The sequence below is a fragment of the Paenibacillus alba genome (genome assembly GCF_013204855.1).
Taxonomy (GTDB): Bacteria; Bacillota; Bacilli; order Paenibacillales; family NBRC-103111; genus Paenibacillus_E; species Paenibacillus_E alba.
The window spans coordinates 17,939-39,212 of record NZ_JABMKZ010000057.1; the positions used below are offsets into that span (position 1 = coordinate 17,939).

Here is a 21,274-nt window from a genome sequence, read left to right on the forward strand (position 1 = left end):
TTTTCGTAAAGACGGACAACCTCCACACGCAAGGCAAAAAGCCGCCCACCCCGCCCTATGGCAGGATAAGCGGCCTTGTAATTAGACCTTAAGGATTAACGGTAATTGTAAACGTTGAAGTCGTATTTTTGATATTTGTCACATTGTTGCTTAACGTCAAATGATTGAAAACCGCTGTGCCAACCGCTGGCCCTTGACCCGCTTCCGGCATATCGTTAGCCCAGATCGCGACTCCCGATTTGGCATCAAAAGCATCGCCGCTCTTTTGAGCGCCCGAGATTGAAACATTGGTGAAGATCGTATCCGTAACCGGATTTTGCGCCGTGCTTCCACTGTAATTCGTTTGGAACATAATGCCGTGGTACGTAGGGTCAATAATATCCACGTCGCTTACGCGAATTCCCTGGAATACCTTGGAGGCTGAGAAGACCCAGATAGCCGGGAACGTTTGGGAGCCCCAGAAATGACCGCCTGCACGCACAATAGAAATATTCTGCAGATTCGTGGTCGGGGATGCGCCAAATCCGTTCATTGGATATCCGAAATCCAAGGAGCTAATTGTGATGCCTGAATAGCATAGCGTATCGGCAATATAAATATTTCTGAACGTGTTGCCATACCCGCCATAGACGGCAAGGCCAGCCGCGCGCCAAGTAAGCAGAGAAGTCAGATTTTCAAAAATGTTATCCTTCTCGTCAGCTCCCCCTGCATCAATAGCAGAGAATAATGCAAAGCTGTCATCGCCAGTAGAACGAGCTTCAATATTCGTAACGAGATTGTTCGTACTGCCATTCGTCATGTTGATGCCGTCTGCGAACGTATCGCGAATCCGCGAATTTTTGATCGTCATATAGTCGGTGTTGGCACCCCAGTAGAAACAAACTTGATGCTCTACCCAAATATTGTCGATCGTCATGTTCGAGACATTCGACAAATCAAACACTTTGCCTGGACCGTCAATACGCGATGTATAGTTTCCGAAGTAAGCAAAGTTGGCAAACGTAGATCCATTCGCCGTAGAAGTTACGGAGAAACCTATATCTGTATTCGATTGGCCCTGTGGTGCAACAAAGCGCGTATACCATGGACCTGCCCCAATGACCTTGATTGATTTGCCATATACTTGGAACTTATTCGATGTCTCATAGTTTCCGGCAGGCAGATAAACCCCTACCAAATTACCGGTTGTGTCCATACGAACTTGATTCAAGGCATTTTGAACGTCTTGATGGGTAAAGCCCGCAGGAATGACGTACTTCGCCGGATCTGGATTAGCGATAGGTGCTACCTGCTCCAGATTAATAAAGTCGATCGCATAGTTGGTCGTATTCGCTGCATCCTTTTGCAGCTTAATGGTGCTGCCAGCAGGAATTGTTGTATCGAACATGATATTGGCTTCATCATAAATATGTCTTGGCGACCCGCTGCCAGGGGAATTGCCAGGCGATGTTTCGGAGCCATACAACCAAGCATACTTGGAGGTCAGGTTGATTGCTTTGGTGAAAACACCGTTCACATAAATGTTCAGTGTATTCGATTGACCATCGCCGCCAGCTGCATCCGGAATAGAGAAGCGTGTCACGAGCGTATTGGTGCTCGCTTTTGTCGTGAATTGCACATAGCTGCCTGTCGTGTTCAAGGTTACCGCTTTACGGCCTGAAGCTTCGCCGGCCAAATCGCCGATCGTACGGTTCGGACCAACAATCGCAGCACCGCCGCCAATGACGCCATCCTCCGCTTCATACATGTCGTAAGGCATATTCGCTCCGCGTCCTACGAAGAAGGATTGTGTCGTTGTATTATTGGCTTGTTTCACAGGCAGTTCGTTGCCGTCAACAGCAACTTGAATCTGGAGATTGTATTTTCCATTCGCCGCTGTCCATGTTCCGAGATTGATGGTGCTTGTCGTTGCACCGCTAGCAATTACGCCCGTGTATGTGCCTGTTGCTGTTTTGACAACTGCGTTGGTCGTCGCATCCTTAAGCGTTAGCGTTACGGTATGCGCTCCACCTGCGGAGGCTGCGATCCCTTGGTTTTTGATCGCTGCGGAGAAGCTGACCGTGTTGCCCGCTGATGGATTGCCAGGCGACCAGCTTATCGCAGAGGCGACTAAATCAGAGCTCGATACCTGATTGACCGTCAAAGGTGAAGCACTCGTAAAGCTGTTGTTCGCTTCATTCTGTTCAATCACGACATTAGCTTCATCCACTTTGGATGTTACCGTATACGTCCCGGCATCCTTGGCGCCGATGTTTACGGAGACATTCGCAGCTGCACCCGCGGCTAATGCGCCGACCGGAGCTGATCCGACCGCTGTCGTGCCTAAGTAGAAATTAACGGTTGTAGCGCCCGAGGCCGCTGATCCGATATTTTTAACCGTAGAAGTCAGGGTAATCGCATCTGTTTCAATCGGGGAACCTGGTGTCCAAGTCGTACCCGTGATGCTTAAGTCCGGATTGGGAGCTGGCGTTCCGATAACTTGAAATTCAGCAATTTGCCCGCCTGTTGAACCGGAATTGGTCGTGATTTTCAGCTGCACATCACTGACTGTAGCCGTGACAGGAATAGTCACCGTATTGCCGGTTGCCGGATTGAATGTGTAAACTGCTGCGGCGACCAGGTTCGTAAAACTCGTCGAATACTGATCATGCCCGAGAACCTGAATCGTTTGCGTACGCGTCGCCCAAGCTGCGTCAGGGTTCAGCTTCAACACAATCGAAGTCATGTTGGCATTCGCCCCCAAGCTTACCGATAATGTATTCGGATAGCTGTTGGCATTGCCTTCCCAGTACGTTGTCACACTGCCGTCATTGGCATTCGTTGGCACGAACGTAAAAATCGAGGACGAGCCGGTAATCGTTTTACCGATAGCCAAATTCGAACCTGTGCCAGGTGAAGGCGTTGGCGTTGGCGTTGCTGTTGGTGTGGCTGTTGGCGTTGCCGTCGGTGTAGCCGTTGGAGTCGCTGTTGGCGTTGGTGTGGAGCCTGTAGTGCCATATACCTCAAGCTCTGACAATTGTGCTGCTGGCCAAGCTGAGTTGGCAGTGAAGTTTAGTTTAATATAACGAACATTGGAACTTGTTAAATTGATTGTAACCGTATTAGCGCTGTTGGCATCAAAAGTATACGTTTGGGAAGCTTGAATCGTCGTATAGTTCACATCATCCGTGCTGCCCAAAACGGAAAGAGTTTGAGTACGTGTTCCCCAATTAGAGGTAGGAAGCTTCAAGACGAGCTGGTTGACTGCACTGACAGTCGCCAAATCAACGCGAATCCACTGTGGAAAGGCATTATTGCTGCTCTCCCAATAAGTCCCTTGATCGCCGTCCGTCACATTGCTGGCGACATAATTTTGATTATAGCCACTTGCCGCAGTTCCCTTGCCTGAAGCCAGATTCGTAGCGGCCGAGGAATGGCCCGAAGCAATAAACTGGGTGAGAATGATTACCGCAATAAGCGTACAGATAAGGACCGATTTATTTTTCCAAAAAGCTCTACGGATAGACATGCCTTGCACCTCCAAGTTGATGTGTGTTGTGAATACATCGGACTACAAGCGAATTGCAACAACCCTTCTTTAGTTATAACCCTCCCTTCCTAAAGTACACGCTTTCATATGCCTAAACACCGTACCTAATGAAGTCACACCCCCTTCTAAAATTTGGCTTTTATTGCTAAATTTGAATGGTACCTATTGCAAATTATACGGAGTGTCCACACCTTTGACGATGACATATATTACGATTAACTGGTCAAATAATATGATTTTCCAGAGGCTGCTATTTTTATGTCATCGCTTCTGGCTAAATGAAAAAACCGTTAGGATGAATGACATCCTGACGGTTTTTTGGGTCTTATGAGTTGGAGAGAGTGTATGTTTATGGACGAAAAGGAACTATGATCCGCTAATTGAGGGGAATCGGGGGAAAAGCAGCATGTAACGGAACTGAGGTCCGCTATTGAAGCGAAAAATACTGATTCCGAGCACAAAATAGTGAAATAGAGGATCGTAGTTCCCTTTGGACTGTGATTTGGCAGTTTTCAGCATATTAGCGGACCATAGTTCCCTTTGAATTGCAAAATGACGCAGAGAGTATGTTTATAGAGCAAAAGGAACTGCTACGATCCGCTAATTGGAGGGAAACCCGCCTTTTAAAGCTGAATAGCAATTATAGTAAATCTTTATGTACTTTAACGACGATTTTCTTGATCGTTTGTCCCTCATGAATTGCGCAATTGGGTCTATGAATATCTGAAGGAAAACAAACCGCAAACATGCCCGGTTTCAGCAGAATTGCCGTTTCCTGTTCAGCAGGATCTGACTCATAGAATGCAATGTCATGCGTTTCAAACTTGTTATCCAGCACCTTGGCACCAGCATGAAGCTTGTAGAAACAAATTTTCTCCTCCCCGCTTACAAGGAACTGTATGTCCGTATACACAGCATGGGATTCCGGCACTTGCTCTTCGAATGGACGAGTCACCGATTCCTGCACATTGGCATACATCAATACTCCGTTATCGCCTTCGAGATCGTATCTACCCAGTTCCTCTTCCCCTAGCTTGCGATTTACAATGTAGTCGATTCCTCTTTGCACCGCTGCAGGCCATAAATGGCGCTCCTCTTGAAAATGCTCCAAATTACTGATGATCATACTTCGAGCTCTCCTTTATCATTCCATTTCAAAAACCTACTTCTACTATAGCTCATAACAGCAAAAAAGACCCACTTTTTAGGGTGAGTCTTCCATTCTGCGATTCAGCTTGCCTATTAAAATTTCTCTTGATTAGCGCCTTCCCAATCGGCCAAAAATTTCTCAATTCCCGCGTCTGTCAAAGGGTGTTTGCTCATGGACTCGATCACTTTGTAAGGCACAGTCGCAATATGCGACCCTGCAAGAGCAGCCTCAATGACGTGTGCGGAGTGGCGCACGCTTGCAGAGATAATTTCAGATTTAATGCCGTGTACTTGGAAAATTTGGCTGATCTCTTTGATCAAATTCATTCCCACTTGGTTGATGTCATCCAAACGTCCGATAAACGGCGATACATACGTAGCTCCGGCACGTGCAGCTAATAAAGCTTGTGTCGAACTGAAGATCAACGTTACATTCGTTGGAATTCCCAGAGAGCGGAATACACTAGTTGCTTGAAGGCCATCCAAAGTCATTGGAAGCTTAATGACGACATTAGGACTAAGCTTAGCAAGCTTTTTGCCTTGCTCAACCATTTCGTCAGCTTTCAATGAAACGACTTCTGCGCTAATCGGCACATCACCGACAATGGAGATGATCTCTTTGACCGTTTCAAAAAAGTCTCTTCCTTCTTTGGCAATCAGCGAAGGGTTCGTTGTTACTCCTGCAACAACACCTAACGCGTGCGCTTTACGAATTTCTTCTACATTGGCTGTGTCGATAAACAATTTCATCCTGTATCCCTACCTTTTCTCCCTTGATGGGCTGTTATTGGAAATACTTCTGTCTGATTTGTTCTACGATTGCTTCTGCGGTAAAGCCATATTCACGAATGACGCGATCGGCCTTGGCGGATGCCCCGAATTTACGGATGCCCACGACGAAGCCGCTGCCTCCCGTAATCTCTTCCCAACCTGCAGGATAAGCCATCTCCATGACAACATTCGCTTGCACATTCGGTAAAAGGACGGCATCTCGCACTTCTTCAGGCTGCTGTTCGAACAATTCGCGGCTTGGCATGGAAATAACACGAGCCCCAATTCCATATTGCGCCAACTGCTTCTTCACGTCAAGGGCAAGGCTTACTTCAGAACCTGTCGCGATAAGCTGTACAGCGGTGGTTTCGCCTGCAGCCACATCGGATAACACGTAAGCCCCTTGATGAATATGCGCAAAAGCAAGCGTATCCGTTCCTGGAAGGACGGGCAGATTTTGCCGCGAAAGTGCGAATACGAAAGGACCTTCCTTCGCCTCCAGCACATACTGCCAAGCTGCTGCTGTTTCGTTCGCATCCGCAGGACGGAACAACGTCAAATCCGGAATCATCCGCAGGGATGGGATTTGTTCGATTGGCTGATGCGTCGGGCCGTCTTCCCCGACAGCGATGCTGTCGTGCGTGAAGACGTACGCGACCGGCAGCTTCATCAGCGCGGACAAGCGAATTGCGCCGCGCAGGTAGTCGCTGAACACGAGGAACGTTCCGCCGAAGGCACGTACACCGCCGTGCAGCAGCATGCCGTTCAGCGCTGCGCCCATGGCGAATTCACGGACGCCGAACCAGAAGTTGCGGCCGCTATAATCCGCGCTGCTAAACGCCGCGGCGTCATTAATCATGGTGAAGTTGGAGCTTGCCAGGTCGGCTGAGCCGCCTACAAGATAAGGTACCCGCTTCGCCAAGCCGTTAATCACTTTGCCGGATGCCGTGCGCGTCGAGATCGCGCCGCTCTCCGGGGTAAAGCGCGGCAGATCGGCCTTCCAATCGGCCGGCAGCTCGCCGCTGCTCGCGAGCAAGAACTGCTGCGCGAGCTCTGGGTAAGCTGCCTGGTAGCTGTTCCACAGCTGCTCCCAGGCAGTTTGAGCTTCTCCGCCCAGCTGCTTGAAGTGGGCGAAATGGCCGTAAACCTCAGCCGGCACATAGAAGTCCGGCTCCAAAGGCCAGCCGAGCGCTTGCTTCGTCAGCAGCAGCTCTTCTTTGCCAAGCGGCGAGCCGTGCGTGCCGCCGTGGCCGCCTTTGCCGGCTTTGTTCGGGCTGCCGTACCCGATCGTTGTTTTGATCTCGATCAGCGTTGGACGCTCGAGATCCGCCTTGCCCTCGGCGATTGCAGCGGAAATCGCCTCGACGTTGTTCTGTTCTTCCACACGTAAGTATTGCCATCCGTAGGATTCAATACGCGTCTTAACATTCTCGGAGAACGACATATTCAATTCACCGTCAAGTGAAATATCGTTGGAATCGTAGAGCACGATTAATTTGCCCAATTTCAGATGCCCCGCCAGGGAGGCAGCCTCAGATGAAACGCCTTCCATTAAATCACCATCACCGCAAATTGCATAGGTGTAATGATCAACGATCGGAAAGCTCGGTTTATTATAAACGGATGCTTGATGCGCTTCAGCCATCGCCATACCTACAGCCATGGCAACGCCTTGACCCAGAGGCCCCGTTGTAGCTTCCACGCCTGCTGTATGTCCGTACTCTGGGTGCCCAGGTGTCCGGCTTCCCCATTGGCGGAATTCCTTAATGTCTTCAATCGTCACATCGTAACCGCTTAAATGCAGCAGGCTGTAGAGCAGCATCGAGCCGTGACCGGCTGATAATACGAAGCGATCGCGATCCACCCACTTGGGATTAGCCGGATTATGCTTCAAGTGCTGCGTCCAAAGCGCATACGCCATAGGCGCTGCTCCCATCGGCATACCGGGATGACCCATCGCTGCTTTTTCAACAGCGTCGATCGTCAAGGTCCGGATCGTATTAATACTTAATGTTTCTAGACTGGCTGTGGCTTGTTTCAACAGAAGTTCGCCTCCATCATTTAAGTTGTAATTGCTGGAACTACTCCTTATTATAAGAGTAGATCTGCCATTCAAATAATTGATAGTTTCGATACTAGGTATAGAAGGTGTCTATATGGTTAATTTTGAGCTGTACAAAGTATTTTATTTGACCGCCAAATCTGGAAGCCTTTCCAAAGCCGCCAAAGAGCTGTACATTACCCAGCCCAGCGTCTCTCACTCGATTAAATTATTAGAGGATCAATTGAAGCTGCAATTATTTGCCCGTACGTCCAAAGGAGTTGAACTGACCAAGGAAGGTTCCGTTTTATTTTCCTATATCGAGCAAGCGTACAATTTCATTTCACTCGCGGAAGCAAAACTGCATGAACTTCGAACCTTTTCCAGCGGGGAAATCAAAATCGGCGGCAGCGACTCTTTGTGCAAGCACTACCTGCTTCCTTTCCTGGAGTCTTTCCATGACCAATATCCACATGTGCAAATCAATCTGGTAAACGGTACCACACCGGAAATTGTGAAACAATTAAAGGAAGGGAAGATCGATATTGGGATCGTCAGGACGCCTATTCTGGATGAGCAGATGCAAGTCCGTGAGGGCATTACCATTCAAGATTGCTTCGTGACCGGACCGAAATACCGCGAGCTGGCTTTAGGTAAGGTGTCGCTTGCTGATCTGCTGAAATACCCGATCATCTTATTTTCGAGCAACAGCTCCTCGCGGAAATTCGTCACCCGTCTATTCAGCGACCATAACCTCATGCTGGAGCCGGAGATCGAGCTGGGCAGCGTGGATCTGCTGATTGAATTTGCGAAGATTGGGTTTGGCGTCTCCTTCGTCACAAAGGAATTCGTCGCGAAGGAACTCGCCGAGGGCAGTTTGTTTGAAGTAAACTTGGACGCTACGATCCCATCAACCAAAATAGGCATTATTACTTTGCGAAATATGCCGCTTTCGACGGCTGCTGCTGCATTTATTGCAAAGCTTGAGAATCCTGCGCTTGGATGAGCGGGTAAGTCAGAAATAAAAATACCCTGCTGATCTCGTTGATCAGCGGGGTATTTTCCAAAACTAAGGTACGAAATGTCAGATACAAGCTATCTACATTCTCAGAATCACTTATTTCAAGCTGTCCAACAACTGCTTAATTTGTGGATTCAGATTTAGGATATTCATGATGGTCGTAAGCGCCTCGGCGCGGGTCGCAGGGTTATTCGGATGGAACTGGCCATCGCCTAATCCGCTAATGATTCCCGCTTTGGAGGCTTCTTTGATTTGCTCCTCGGCAAAAGAGCTATGAATATCGGCAAAGCTTAATGTGCTTTCCTGTTGAACCGAGCGCATATTTACAATGCGGCTGACGATGGCTACCATCTCAGCACGGCTGATCGTTGCATCTGGTTTGAACGAAGAATCTTCGTAACCGTTCAGGATGCCAAGATTGGCCAGTTTTTCGATCACTGTTTTCGCCCAGTGCGTGTTCAGATCATTCAGTGTCAGGTCTCGAACAGGCTTGCCGTCAATTTCGAATACACGGGAAATGAGAGTCGCGAACTCTGCACGCGTTACTTTGCCATCTGGCTCGAAGGTTCCGTTCTCATACCCTTGAACGATACCTATCGCTGCGAATTTGTGAATGAGGTTCCCTGCCCAATGCGCAGCAGGCAAATCTGTGAAAGAAATGGTATTGTTTTGCTTTCTCGCTTCTTCGACTTTGGACTTCAGGTTCTTGATCAACGTGTCCATTTTGACAAGCTCTTGATTAAATACTTCTGGAAGCGCCGGTTTTGTCGGTTCAACCGGTTTTGCAGGTTCCGCAGGCTTAGTCTGCTCTTGCAGCGCGGTTGGCGCAGGTTGACCGTCTGTCTCTGTCGATGAAGAATCACCGTCATCAGCGTTATGTCTAATGATCATAAGTGTATACTGATCCATCAATCCGTCATACGTTGCTCCAATGACTGTCGTACCCTCCCCGAGCGCACTTACTAAACCTTGCGAGTTAACGGAAGCCACAGATGGAGCACTGCTGCTGAAAGTGACGCCGGCCACAGGTTGGGTCTCGCTGTTATCACTGTATTTCGCCTTAACCGTTGCTTGATCCTGCTGGCCTATATTTAGTAGAGATTTTCCGTTCAATGTAATCGAAGACAATGTCGTTTCAGCAGGTTTCGAGTGAATGACCGTAAGTGTATACTGATCCATGAATCCACCATATGTTGCTCCAATGACTGTCGTCCCCTCCCCAAGCGCGCTTACTAAACCTTGCGGATTAACAGTAGCCACTGTTGGAACCGTACTGCTGAAAACGACACCGGAAGCAGGCTGACTCACGCTGTTATCACTGTACGTCGCTTGAATGACGGTTTGGTTCTGCTGGCCGATATTCAGTGAAGTTTTCCCATCCAATTTGATAGAGTATAATGTCGTTTCTACAGGTTTAGCTTGCACAGTGACAGTGCTTTGCGATGTAAAGTTTCCATCCACTGCAGTCGCCGTAATCGTTGCCGTACCTGATTTGATACCAGTAATAACAGCCTTGTCACCTCTGGATACAAGTGCTGCGACCGCAGAATCGCTTGTGTTCCATGTGACCGCCTGATTGCTCGCTGTAGCAGGCAGTACTTTTGCGGTAAGCTCGGCGGTCTGTCCTTCATAGATCGTTAGATTCGCATTCGTGACTTCTACGCCTGTAACTGGAATAGCATCGCTATCTTCCTTTTCTGCGCCGATCAAGTTCGGCATTGTTTCTTTTGCCTGCGAATCGGCAACCATGGCGTCTTTAAGAGCGGCGGAGGGATTGGCTCCCTGCGATCCAACAAGGATATTCACAATGGACTGATCTGCAGCAATGGCTGCATCCGAGGAAAGAATGATTCTCGTCACGCCATTTGCCGTCTCATTGCGCAGCACTTTGACGCCGGGTTGAGCAGGTTCCACGGATGTGACCGACAAGTCATTTGTCTGGATCTCAAGGTCCATCGCTTTGGCATCCGATTTCAGCTCACTGATGGACAGCTCGTATCTTTTTAATTGCTGCGTAGTTGAAGAGATGACTTTGGTTAATTTCAAATTTGCAGCATCCGGCTTGTTTTGATCTTTTTGCTGGATAAACATGCCGTTAATTACCTTGGAATCTCCAATCGTCGAATTGATGCCCAAGCCTGTGAGAACAGTTGCCGCCAAATCCTTGGTCGTGCCGCCTTGCAGCAGTTTCTCCTTCCCGACATCCGTAGCTACCGTTCTTCCGTTCGCCGTCATGAATGTAGTCGTTGACAGCGGTGAATCTTGACCGTGCGAGGTGGAGCTTCCTAACGTACGATTGGCATTCTCTGTGCCTCCTCCATGGTCAGGCAGAATCACCAGGAGCGTATCTTCGAGCAGATCATTATCTTTCAAAGCATTGTAAATCACGCCTACGTTCAAGTCGGTTTTCGTTAATTGCTCATAATATTTTTTCGTATAAAAACCGTATTTGTGCCCCGCCTCATGATCCATATCATCCAAATGTATGAAAATGACGGATGCATCGACGGCTTTCCCGCCTGCTGCATACTGAGCGAAGGCAGCCGCATTGCCTTCATCGTCCGAGGGGTAGTCCTCAACACCGACAGACGGTTCAATATGACCAGCAAAAATGTTGTTCCAAGTTAAAAAAGCGGCTAGCTTCGTTTCAGGCATAACTGATCTTACTTTTTTAAAGAATGACGGATAAGGGGAGGCTTCATCATAGGTATAAGCTTCGCTGATGTCATTATCAATCTTATGTTTACTGTAATCGACGCCAGATATCATCGCGCCCCAGTTCGGTGAAGAACTGGATGGCAGCGTTGTTTTGACGGTATAGGAGACAGCGCCATGATCAATGATGTTTCTAATCGATGGGATATTTAGGCGGCTTCCGACTGTCTCCTTGACGGAACTTGCGGTTTCCCAATATGGCGCATTGGGCGAAACCGAAACGCCTCCACCGTCGATCCCAATGACAACAACACGTTTATAAGGAGTAAATTTGGCTTTGTCGGCGATTTTTTGTAAAACTTCGTCAGAGTTGCCTCGGACTTGGGCCAAAACAATATCCCCAACCGTCACATGGCCGTCCTTATTGAGATCTTCAGCCGCTTTGGAGTGGATTTGAACAGTACCAGCCAGCTTATTCAAAGATTCAATTTCTATTTTATTCCCACCATTATAGAAATCCGCGTTCTTCACTTCAATGGTTCCTTGACCTGAAGGGGCTTTCGTTTTGAAGATCAGCTCGGAAATTCTGGAATTGGCGAATTCAAGCGGATTGGTGTTGCTGTAAACGATCCCCCCAGGCAAACTCAGCTTCACGATTCCCGGCACGGAAGTGTCAATGGAAGTGGCGCGCGACGCACTGACGAACTCAAATAAATGACTGTCATACGCGAGTTCAACATCTGCTTTATCAATCACTTTGGTCATGTCCGGTGTACGAAGATCCAAGTTGTAGTTGAATTGCGAGCCCTGAACGGTATGCTGTGCGCCTATCAAGTTCAGAGAGCCATTGAATTTTTCAGGGGCAAGGGGAGGAATAGCGTTATAGGCATCTAAAACTTCTTGCGCGGTAACAGCTCTTCGCAAAATCTGAAAATCATCAAGTTGAGCTTTCAAATTGGCCTCATAATTGCCGGTACCGTCATTGCCAAGCATCGTCGACAGCCCGGAATCCAGCGTTCCTGTCCGTCCAGAAATGTCTACTGCGCTTGAAATGTTGTTATATTTACTTCCATTCGTTATGTTCACCGTTACAGGGTTTCCGTCTTTATAAAAATCAACGCGTCCAGAAGTTCTATCGTGCGAAATTGCGATGTGATGCCAAGCCCCGTCCACAACGTTAGGAATAGATGCATCCATTCTTGAACCGCCAGCCGTATTATAGTTCCACATTAGGCGCGTGTCCTTTAAAGCGAGGATATAGCCGACATTGCTTCCGCCATTCCAGTCTTTATTCGAGATAATCGGAGGGTCTGATGAAACACCATTCGATTTCACCCAGAAAGAAAAAGTGAAACTCGTTCCGGTTCCAAACTGAAGATTGCCCGGATTACCTAAGTTCACATATTGCTTAGCTCCGTTTGAAGAATCAATATTCAGCGCACGGCCGATCCGTCCTAGGGCATAAGACAAGCTCCCTACAGGGGTTGCAGTTAAAGGATTTTGCGAACTATCCGTCAAATTGTCCTCAAAAAGCATGTGCAGGGCATAATCAGAGGGGGTGATTGCGGCAGATGCAGTGAGAGAGTTTCCAAACAGAGGAATGTTTGGCGTTGCGACGACCGTAGTTGCTAGCGTAATAAATAGCACTTTTTTAAAATGAATAAACATCCTAATGCCTCCAATTCGTTTAAAATAATATTTCCAAGCCTAAGAAACAAACAAAACCAAATTAATTTAATGTTATTTATTTGATTTATTTGTTTTTAGTTGTTTCTATTATATTATAACAACATTCTCGCAGTGTAAATTCTTTGTTAAATTATTGTTAACATACATAACATATACACGAACATTTCATTACCAATTTATTACTTGATCGGATTGTTGACAGAATAACCGGAATCAATCTAGATCAATCGTGTCAGATAACTTCCCATTAAGCAGCGACCTCCCACACCAATTTACGTACCGTCCGGTATGCGGCGCTCCTTAGGTTCACGCAGTAGCTTGTCGATACTGATCTGAAAAGAATAAAAAAAGGAAGACGGATATGAAACATTCCTCAACCTTTTGGCCGTTTTCGATCTTATGTAGGTCATCACGCGCATCCAGTAGTCTCACCCGAGCGCTGAATTTCAGCCTCTCAGCCTCCAATTATGAAGAATTCGCTCTTTTCTCCTCCTTTAAGGCTGTTTTTCATCCTTAAGAAGACCAGCTCGCGCTTTCCGCCCACCTTAGGACTGTTTTTCAGCCTCTCAGCCGACAATTATGGAGAATCCGCTCCTTTCCCCTCCAATAAGGCTGTTTTTCAGCCTTACGGAGCTCAGTTCGCGCTTTCCGCCCACCTTAGGGCTGTTTTTCAGCCTTACGGAACTCAGCTCAAGCTCTCCACCCACCTTAGGGCTGTTTTTCAGCCTCTCAGCCGCTAATTCGGGAGAATCCGCACCTTTGCACTTAAAAATGCGAAAAAAACACGCCCATCTGCCTACAAGCAGCTGGGCGCGCCTTTACAAACAAACGATCGCTTTAATCACCTTAGACTCCGGCTTGAGCCAAGTCTCAAACTCCCCGATCATGTCCTCGAAGGAAGCACGGTGCGTGATGTAGCTCTCAATGTCAATGACTCCCGTCTGCATCGCTTCACATACGGTGTCGAAATCTTCCATCGTTGCGTTGCGGCTGCCCATAAGCGTCAGCTCCCGCTTATGGAAATCCGGATCATGGAACGTGATATCCGCCTTCACGAGGCCAACGTACACCAGCTTGCCGCCATGCGCGACAAGTCCGAAGGAGTCCGTCATCGACCGCGCGTTGCCAGTCGCATCGAAGACCACCGTCGGCATATCGCCGTTCGTTAGCTCAGCAAGCTGCTCCTTCGGCTGCTGCAGCGCATTCACGGTCTGATCGACGCCTGCCCACTTGCGGCAAAATGCCAACCGCTCGTCGTTGATGTCCATCGCGATGACGGTCGCGCCAAACTGCTTCGCCAGGATCATGACGCCAAGTCCGATCGGCCCTGCGCCAATGACGAGCGCAGTTTCACCGGCGCGAAGCCCCGATCTTCGCAAAGCGTGAGCTCCGATGCTAAGCGGCTCCAGCATCGCTGCTTGATCCAGTGTCAGCCCTTCAGTCTTAATGAGATGGCTGGCAGGAATAGCAACCAGCTCTCTCATTCCTCCATCCATATGCACGCCAAGCACTTTCATATCGGTGCAGCAGTTCGTATTGCCATTGCGGCAAGCAATGCATGTTCCGCAGTGCATATACGGGACGACGCTGACTAGATCGCCAGCCTTCAGTCCCAGGACTCCTTCGCCAATCTCCTCGACATAACCGGAGAGTTCATGACCAAGCACACGCGGGTAGCTGAAAAATGGCTGATTCCCTTTATAGGCGTGTAAATCCGTCCCGCAGATGCCGATTCTTTTGATGCGAACGATGGCTTCGCCCGCTTTTACAGTAGGCTCCTGCATCTCTACAAGGTTAAGCTGCTCAATCTGATCACATACGATCGCTTTCATCCAAACCTCCCCCTTACACGTAAGTGTTCTCGTTATATTCAGGTCTTCCGCTTATCCATGACTTGTTGCGAATTGGCTCCAAAATGTCCAGCACTTCTTGCAGCAGCTCGTTATCCATAGGCTCATCCGTCCATGCGATGTTTTTGCGAATATTCTCCGGGCTGGCCGTACTGACGAGTGTCGTTGGAATCCGCTCGTTCGCCGTTGTGTATTGCACCGCCAGCTTCGCGATGTCAGCGCCCTTGCTTGCGCAGTGCTCCGCCGCCTCCTTGCAGAGCCTCTGAATGTCAGCCGGTGCAGGATGCCAGACAGCAGCGGGTCTAGTGCTCAGCAGTCCCATAGATAGCGGCGATGCATTCACCAATCCAACCCCGTGCTGCTCCAATAGTGGAACTACATCCAGCAAGGACGTGTCATTCAAAGCATAATGACAATAGGACAAGACAGAATCGAACTCTTTCACAGCCAGCGACTTCTCAAACACAGACAGCGGCAATCCGGATACGCCGAAAAAGCGAATTTTTCCAGATTGCTTTAATGCATCCAATGCAGGGAAGGCTCCCTCAGCAACCTCATCAAAAGCCACAAATTCAATATCATGCAAATATAAAATATCGATATAATCCGTATAAAGCCGTTTTAAGCTTTCATCGACGCTGCGAATGATTCGCTCCTTCGAGAAGTCGAACTCGGCGTCGCCGTAACGCCCTGCTTTCGTTGTCAAAATAAAACGATCTCTGTCTATTTGCGCAATAGCTTTGCCTAATACCGTTTCCGCCTTGGTTAAACCGTAATAGGGGGACACATCAATTAAATTCATTCCTAGATCAACTGCTGTGTGAACCGTCCGAATGCTTTCTTCCTCGTTGGTTTCACGGAAGAGGGAGCCCAGCGAGGAGGCGCCGAAGCTCAATACCGAGACATCCAGCCCTGTTTTGCCCAGTTTACGATATTTCATAGTTTATAGAACTCCTTTGCATTTAGTCCAAATAGACGGTCATTATCGTGCTGTGTCCAAGATTCCGGCAAGGCGTGCGTCAGTACTCCGACGACTTCATCATAATCAGCCGCTAGCAAGCATACAGGCCAATCGCTGCCAAATAATACCCGCTGCGCTCCGAATACTTCCAAAACATGCCGGATGTATACCGTAAAATCTTCTTTGACCCAGCTCGTATGGTTCGCTTCCGTCACCATGCCCGAAAGCTTACAGTACACGTTCGGATGCTTGGCGATAGCTGCCATCTGGCTTTTCCAAGGCTCCGTAGAGCCATCCCCAATCCGAGGTTTCGCGATATGATCAATGACTGCCCGCAACCTCGGGACCTGGCCCAAAAGCTCAACAACCGCCGCTAATTGCTCTGATTTTACAAGCAGATCTACGGGAACATCCTCCTCGGCAAAATATTGCAGGGCTTCAACAAAATGAGGCTCTAGTATTCGGTTCGCATCCGGCATTTCTTGAATCATGATTCGGAAGCCCACATATTTGGGATGCTGGCTGATTCTTTTATACTGCGTAAGAACGTCGGGATCATTTAAATCAAGCCAACCTACCACACCTGCAATCGTATCTGTTTCTTCGCTTAAGTTTAATAAATAGTCTGTTTCTTCTAAGGTTGGCGCCGCTTGAACGACAATCGTTTGACTCACATCCTGTTGATGCAAGATGGGCAACAAATCGTCTGGCAGAAAATCACGATACAAGACCGGCAAATCCGTCGTTAACCACCCATAATCGCCTCGATCTATTTTCCAGTAGTGCTGGTGTGCATCAATTCTCATAGCGCGCTCCTTTTCATAACCTTATTATGGTATCGCTTTCTTCTATTGTATCATCAATAAAATCATATGAAATATTGATATCTAGCACATTTATACGTTTTTTTGATATCATGAAGTAAATCTGTATCCAGAAGGAGCTCACCATGCATCCCATACGTAAAACATTCGATACGAACGAGTCCTTCCCGTTCTCTTTTGCTTATAAAAACACAAAAAGCTCGCTAAGCGAGCTGCCTGACCATTTTCACGACTGGTATGAAATTGTGTATGTGTATCGTGGGCAAGGTACGTTCTTCATTGATCACACTTTTTATGATATGAAGCAAGGCGATCTGTTTCTCATCCCAGGCAACACGATTCACCGAGCAACGCCGGACAAAGAAATGCCTGTTACGTCTACAGCGATTTATTTCAGCCCAAGTCTGGCGCAGGCCCCTAATCTTGATGAGGCATTCTCGTATTTACGCAATTTTGAGCAAGCCGCGGAGCTGCGCAATTACAAATTTGAAACGCTGCTTCCTCAACGTCGGCAGATCGAATTTACGTTGGAGTCCATACAGATAGAACTGAAGCATTCGCATTTAGGCCAACGCCAAGCCATTTACTTGAAGCTTTTGGAGCTTCTGCTCTATTTGCAGCGTGAGCTGGGGCCTGAACGCAAAACAAGCAATGGAGACTCCTCGGTTGGTCCCCTATGGATGCGAGATATTTTGCTTTATATTGAGCTGCATTTTTGCGACGACATCCGTTTAACGTCCCTAGCGAAGCAAGCTTCTGTCTCTCCTGCCCATTTCAGCCGGGTATTCAAGCAGTTGATTGGGATGAATATTACCACCTACCTGATGACCAAAAGAATCATTCGTGCGAAGCAGTTGCTGAGCGAAAGTGACGTCAACATCGGTATTATCGCCGAAATGTGCGGCTTCGAAAGTCTGCCTCATTTCCACGCCATGTTCAAAAGAATGCTCGGCATGACGCCGGCTGCTGCGAGAAAGGCCATGAGATAAGCCCAAGGCTCCAGCATTCAGATCAGCTTAGATCCATTGGATTCGTTCGTTTCCTCAGACAATATTGCTTTCTGTAATAGTCCAATGTTTCTCTCAAGCCATCCCTTAGGCTATATAACGGACTCCAGTCTAACCCAGCGAGAGCGGCCTGATTATCCAATCTGCTGTGGACGATATCTCCCATTCGAACGGGTACATAAACTGGATCGAAGTGTGTACCGCTAATTTCGCACATTTCCCTCAAAAGCACATTGACACTCGTTTGTTCATTGCAGCTAATATTATAGAGTCCATGACTGCCATTGTTCAGAGCGGCTATATTCGCGCGAACAATATCTTTGACATATACAAAATCTCTCGTCTGCTCCCCATCGCCATAAATCAACGGTTGTTTGCCCTCCAGAAGCTTGTCTACGAAAATGGAAACTACACCACCCTCGCCCTTCGGATCCTGCCGAATGCCATATACATTCGCATAGCGCAATATCGTATAATCCAGTCCATAGAGGGAGGCATAGGTTTCAATATACTGCTCTGGCGCTTGCTTCGATATTCCATAGAAAGAAAGCGGTCTTAACGGGTGGACTTCGTCCAAGCCCAAGTACTGCGGTGTACCATATACGGCTGCAGAGGATGCGTAAATGATCTTTCGCACACCGTGCACGCGACATTGCTCCAGCACCGCAATCGTGCCGAGAATATTAATCTGCGCATCCAGCATAGGATTCGCAAGTGAAGTTTGAATATCGATTTGAGCTGCATGATGTATAACCACTTCCGGTTGTGAAGCAGCGAACGCCTCAGCTAATCCATGATCAAGCAAATCGCCATGATGGAAGATCGCCTGTGAATTAAGATTTTCTTGACGACCAGTCGTCAAGTTATCCAAAATATGTACGTGATGCCCGAATTGAATTAATTCATCGACGATATGAGAGCCTATAAAGCCGGCTCCGCCGGTAACCAAAATGCGCATGGTACACTCTCCCATTTTGTTAACGTAAACAAGGTAGAATATGTTCTCTCCTATTATATAGGATAATTCGCAAACTACGAAGAAAACTATAGCCTTCCATGAGAAAAAAAGGGCCTTTCCCATAGGTCACATGACCTGCTGGGCAGCCCTCTTCAATGATTTATTCCTGCTGTAGTACATGCTTCTCTTTCGAATTCAACGCTGCTGGTTTCCGATGATAGAGCCCATAGTAAAGGATCGAAGAACAAGCAACGACAAGTCCCGCGACAAAATACATCGTATGGTAGTTTGTTTTGGAAGCAATCGTGCCGAGAATGTAGGATCCGATCCCATAGCCAACGTCAAAAAGAACGTAATACGTGCCTGTGGCAAGCCCTCTGCGATGAGCAGGCGCTGCTTGTATCGCGATAGTTTGAAAACTCGGAAGAAGTGCGCCGAATCCAAGTCCAAGCAACACAGCTACCAGCAAAAAGAGGAGGGCGGATTGCGTCAAGCTAAGCCCGATCATACCCACTGTAAATAAAATAATGCCTGGATACACTAGCCGATTGGGACCATAACGATCAAACCATTTACCAATAAAAGGTCTAGATATGACAATAGCCAAGGCAAATACCATGAAAAAATAGCTGGCATACGATTCTAAACCAATAGCCTTCGCATAAACGGAAAGAAACGTAGTAATCGCCCCATAGGAAAAGGCTAATACACTGCCCGTCAATGAAATCGGCAAAGCGCTTGGTTCGATAAATTTCCTCCAGCCTTTGGCTGCGATCGCTTTGGTGTTAACGACTCTTTTGGGAAGGCGGATGAACAGCCCGCAAATAAAGGCCAGAAATCCAAGCAGGATGCAAACGCCAAACAAGAGGTTATTATTATGAGTTTGCGTAATTGTCAAACCAATAAACGGGCCCACGACCATCGCCAGACTCATAAAAAGACTAAAATACCCAATCCCCTCACCCTTGCGGGATTCGGGCACTAACTCAATCGCAATAGCCCCCGTAGCGGTGGCTGCCATACCAAAGCTGATGCCATGGATAAGTCTTAAGCCTAACAATACATAGTATTGATGCACGAATGGATACATAGCCGCACATAAGATAAATAAGCTAAGCCCGGCAATAACAATCTTTTTCCGATCCCATTCATCCATCCATTTGCCAGTTAAAGGTCGAAAGATCACGGTTGAGAAAATAAATACCGTCATCACCAAGCCAACCTGCTGCTGACCTCCGTGCAGCGTTTCCGTAACAAATATCGGCAGGGTGACGGCCAGAATGTAAAAAGTCATAAACAAAAAAAAGCTGCTGAAACAGACAGCAACAAAGCCACGGTTCCATAATCTGTTCTCTTCGCTCATTGCCGAGCCTCCAGTTCCTTGATGCCTTCGTTAGCTTTATTCGTAACCTGGCTAAGCATATTGCGCAGTAGCTGCACCTGCTCTTCCGAAAATTGACTCAGCAGAGAAGCAATAACCCTACGTTCAATCGGGGTAAGAATGTCATTCAAGGCTCTTCCTTGATCTGTAATATACGTCAAAAAAGATCTTCTATCCGTCTCATTGGCTCTTCTCTCTACTAAGCCTTTTCTCTCCAGTTGATCGAGAATACGCGTAATATTCGTTTGATCCTTTTCTGCTCGAATCGCCAGCAGCTTCTGCGTAATGCCATCCTCCTCCACCAAGCGGCTGAGTACGACCCATTGCTCAGTTGTGATATCGTAAGGTTGAAAACTACCATTCAACAGTTGGGTCATTCTACGCCCTGCGTGGTTCAAAACAAATCCAAAAGAGCTTTCCATTTTCATACCATTTCACTCCTGTAAATTTAGATGCTATAGCAATTATATTACTAGCAAGTAAATGTGTCAACAAGTATGCCGCCTGCAATTTCCCTTTTAGGCTGTTTATTCCGGGTAAATAAAAAAAGAGTTAAGCGATTTGCTTAACTCTTTTTTTATGATCTTAGATACCGGCGAGAGGACTCGAACCTCCACGGTTTCCCACTCGATTTTGAGTCGAGCGCGTCTGCCATTCCGCCACGCCGGCCTAATGCGTTCATGGTGCCGTCGAGAGGACTTGAACCCCCAACCTACTGATTACAAGTCAGTTGCTCTACCAGTTGAGCTACAACGGCTTATTTAATTAAGAAATGGTGGCTTTGGACGGAATCGAACCGCCGACACGAGGATTTTCAGTCCTCTGCTCTACCGACTGAGCTACAAAGCCTTGATGTTGTTAATTGGGGTCCCCGGAAAGTATTCGGAAATTGCTTCAAAGCTTCACGTCACTTTTTGGGGTTGGGTGGCGGAGCTGACGGGATTCGAACCCGCGGTCTCCTGCGTGACAGGCAGGCATGTTAGGCCACTACACCACAGCTCCACATGAAAACTTGTTAAGGCGAATTTATGGTGAACGCTGACGGGATCGAACCGCCGACCCCTACCCTGTCAAGGTAGTGCTCTCCCAGCTGAGCTAAGCGTTCATGGGAATTGTTGTACCGGGCCCACGCAAAGTAATCGGAATATGCTTCGTCAGCAATACGTCACTTTGTGGGGATTAGATGGTGACCCGTAGGGGACTCGAACCCCTGTTACCTCCGTGAAAGGGAGGTGTCTTAACCACTTGACCAACGGGCCTGATTTTCTAACAATGAACCCTTCGGAGGTGGCAAAAAAAATACCCCATAAGGGAAACCTGCTTGGCAACGTTCTACTCTCCCAGAACCCTGCGGTTCAAGTACCATCGACGCTGGAGGGCTTAACGGTCGTGTTCGAGATGGGAACGCGTGGGTCCCCTCCGCCATCATCACCAAACA

The 21,274-nt window shown here is 47.9% G+C and carries 13 protein-coding genes, 6 tRNA genes and 1 rRNA gene; 2 read left to right on the plus strand and 18 right to left on the minus strand.

Translation table 11 applies throughout. The features are described 5' to 3' along the window. Positions 1-88: 88 nt before the first annotated feature. The 4 genes from HQN90_RS35845 to tkt all read right to left on the minus strand — a co-directional run bounded on the left by HQN90_RS35845 (position 89) and on the right by tkt (position 7,493). A complete protein-coding gene (locus tag HQN90_RS35845) occupies positions 89-3,508 on the minus strand; it encodes a galactose-binding domain-containing protein (protein WP_173227625.1) in 3,420 nt (1,139 codons plus the stop codon). A gap of 661 nt (positions 3,509-4,169) precedes the next feature. Continuing rightward, entirely contained in the window at positions 4,170-4,655 is a 486-nt protein-coding gene (locus HQN90_RS35850) for a NanQ anomerase/TabA/YiaL family protein (protein ID WP_173227626.1), read from the minus strand. 116 nt (positions 4,656-4,771) lie between these two features. Then, positions 4,772-5,428, minus strand: a complete 657-nt coding sequence (gene fsa / locus HQN90_RS35855; RefSeq protein ID WP_079418788.1) for a fructose-6-phosphate aldolase — start codon at positions 5,426-5,428, stop codon at positions 4,772-4,774. A gap of 34 nt (positions 5,429-5,462) precedes the next feature. Further along, complete coding sequence (gene tkt / locus HQN90_RS35860; RefSeq protein WP_420851107.1) at positions 5,463-7,493, minus strand: transketolase; 2,031 nt, start codon at positions 7,491-7,493, stop codon at positions 5,463-5,465. A 112-nt stretch (positions 7,494-7,605) separates the two neighbouring features. Between tkt and HQN90_RS35865 the strand changes: the two genes are divergently transcribed. Continuing rightward, complete coding sequence (locus HQN90_RS35865) at positions 7,606-8,496, plus strand: LysR family transcriptional regulator (protein ID WP_173227628.1); 891 nt, start codon at positions 7,606-7,608, stop codon at positions 8,494-8,496. 111 nt (positions 8,497-8,607) lie between these two features. On the opposite strand, the gene HQN90_RS35870 is transcribed toward HQN90_RS35865, so the two are convergent. The 4 genes from HQN90_RS35870 to HQN90_RS35885 all read right to left on the minus strand — a co-directional run bounded on the left by HQN90_RS35870 (position 8,608) and on the right by HQN90_RS35885 (position 16,472). After that, positions 8,608-12,834 carry an S-layer homology domain-containing protein gene (locus HQN90_RS35870; protein WP_173227629.1) on the minus strand — a complete coding sequence of 1,409 codons (4,227 nt, stop codon included), beginning with the start codon at positions 12,832-12,834 and terminating at the stop codon, positions 8,608-8,610. Between the two features lie 839 nt (positions 12,835-13,673). Next, positions 13,674-14,687, minus strand: coding sequence for a zinc-binding alcohol dehydrogenase family protein (locus HQN90_RS35875; protein WP_173227630.1), 1,014 nt, complete (start codon positions 14,685-14,687; stop codon positions 13,674-13,676). Positions 14,688-14,700: 13 nt separating this feature from the next. Beyond that, on the minus strand, positions 14,701-15,645 hold the full coding sequence (locus HQN90_RS35880; RefSeq protein WP_173227631.1) for an aldo/keto reductase: 945 nt from the start codon (positions 15,643-15,645) through the stop codon (positions 14,701-14,703). Continuing rightward, positions 15,642-16,472 carry an amidohydrolase family protein gene (locus tag HQN90_RS35885; RefSeq protein ID WP_173227632.1) on the minus strand — a complete coding sequence of 277 codons (831 nt, stop codon included), beginning with the start codon at positions 16,470-16,472 and terminating at the stop codon, positions 15,642-15,644. The genes HQN90_RS35880 and HQN90_RS35885 overlap by 4 nt, the downstream gene beginning before the upstream one ends. Positions 16,473-16,615: 143 nt before the next feature. Here HQN90_RS35885 and HQN90_RS35890 point away from each other — a divergent pair, with 143 nt between their 5' ends. After that, entirely contained in the window at positions 16,616-17,479 is an 864-nt protein-coding gene (locus HQN90_RS35890) for an AraC family transcriptional regulator (RefSeq protein WP_173227633.1), read from the plus strand. 22 nt (positions 17,480-17,501) lie between these two features. On the opposite strand, the gene HQN90_RS35895 is transcribed toward HQN90_RS35890, so the two are convergent. From HQN90_RS35895 to rrf, 10 genes are all read right to left on the minus strand, one after another. After that, positions 17,502-18,455: an NAD-dependent epimerase/dehydratase family protein gene (locus tag HQN90_RS35895; RefSeq protein WP_173227634.1), complete on the minus strand. Its 954-nt coding sequence runs from the start codon at positions 18,453-18,455 to the stop codon at positions 17,502-17,504. 160 nt (positions 18,456-18,615) lie between these two features. Beyond that, a complete protein-coding gene (locus HQN90_RS35900) occupies positions 18,616-19,818 on the minus strand; it encodes an MFS transporter (RefSeq protein ID WP_173227635.1) in 1,203 nt (400 codons plus the stop codon). Beyond that, positions 19,815-20,264, minus strand: a complete 450-nt coding sequence (locus tag HQN90_RS35905) for a MarR family winged helix-turn-helix transcriptional regulator (RefSeq protein ID WP_173227636.1) — start codon at positions 20,262-20,264, stop codon at positions 19,815-19,817. The genes HQN90_RS35900 and HQN90_RS35905 overlap by 4 nt, the downstream gene beginning before the upstream one ends. 162 nt (positions 20,265-20,426) lie before the next feature. Then, positions 20,427-20,505 (minus strand) — tRNA-Leu (locus HQN90_RS35910). A 12-nt stretch (positions 20,506-20,517) separates the two neighbouring features. Continuing rightward, positions 20,518-20,593, minus strand: a tRNA-Thr gene (locus HQN90_RS35915). Between the two features lie 16 nt (positions 20,594-20,609). Next, a tRNA-Phe gene (locus HQN90_RS35920) sits at positions 20,610-20,685 on the minus strand. Positions 20,686-20,761: 76 nt separating this feature from the next. Beyond that, a tRNA-Asp gene (locus HQN90_RS35925) sits at positions 20,762-20,838 on the minus strand. A 27-nt stretch (positions 20,839-20,865) separates the two neighbouring features. Further along, a tRNA-Val gene (locus tag HQN90_RS35930) sits at positions 20,866-20,941 on the minus strand. Between the two features lie 79 nt (positions 20,942-21,020). Continuing rightward, a tRNA-Glu gene (locus HQN90_RS35935) sits at positions 21,021-21,095 on the minus strand. Between the two features lie 60 nt (positions 21,096-21,155). Then, positions 21,156-21,272, minus strand: a 5S ribosomal RNA gene (gene rrf / locus HQN90_RS35940). Between the last annotated feature and the right edge of the window lie 2 nt (positions 21,273-21,274).

What these genes read in the sequence shown, in the direction of transcription:
- HQN90_RS35845 (WP_173227625.1), bottom strand. Translation starts at nt 3,508, where the DNA reads ATGTCTATCCGTAGAGCTTTTTGGAAAAATAAATCGGTCCTTATCTGT.
- HQN90_RS35850 (WP_173227626.1), bottom strand. Translation starts at nt 4,655, where the DNA reads ATGATCATCAGTAATTTGGAGCATTTTCAAGAGGAGCGCCATTTATGG.
- fsa (WP_079418788.1), bottom strand. Translation starts at nt 5,428, where the DNA reads ATGAAATTGTTTATCGACACAGCCAATGTAGAAGAAATTCGTAAAGCG.
- HQN90_RS35865 (WP_173227628.1), top strand. Translation starts at nt 7,606, where the DNA reads ATGGTTAATTTTGAGCTGTACAAAGTATTTTATTTGACCGCCAAATCT.
- HQN90_RS35870 (WP_173227629.1), bottom strand. Translation starts at nt 12,834, where the DNA reads ATGTTTATTCATTTTAAAAAAGTGCTATTTATTACGCTAGCAACTACG.
- HQN90_RS35875 (WP_173227630.1), bottom strand. Translation starts at nt 14,687, where the DNA reads ATGAAAGCGATCGTATGTGATCAGATTGAGCAGCTTAACCTTGTAGAG.
- HQN90_RS35880 (WP_173227631.1), bottom strand. Translation starts at nt 15,645, where the DNA reads ATGAAATATCGTAAACTGGGCAAAACAGGGCTGGATGTCTCGGTATTG.
- HQN90_RS35885 (WP_173227632.1), bottom strand. Translation starts at nt 16,472, where the DNA reads ATGAGAATTGATGCACACCAGCACTACTGGAAAATAGATCGAGGCGAT.
- HQN90_RS35890 (WP_173227633.1), top strand. Translation starts at nt 16,616, where the DNA reads ATGCATCCCATACGTAAAACATTCGATACGAACGAGTCCTTCCCGTTC.
- HQN90_RS35895 (WP_173227634.1), bottom strand. Translation starts at nt 18,455, where the DNA reads ATGCGCATTTTGGTTACCGGCGGAGCCGGCTTTATAGGCTCTCATATC.
- HQN90_RS35900 (WP_173227635.1), bottom strand. Translation starts at nt 19,818, where the DNA reads ATGAGCGAAGAGAACAGATTATGGAACCGTGGCTTTGTTGCTGTCTGT.
- HQN90_RS35905 (WP_173227636.1), bottom strand. Translation starts at nt 20,264, where the DNA reads ATGAAAATGGAAAGCTCTTTTGGATTTGTTTTGAACCACGCAGGGCGT.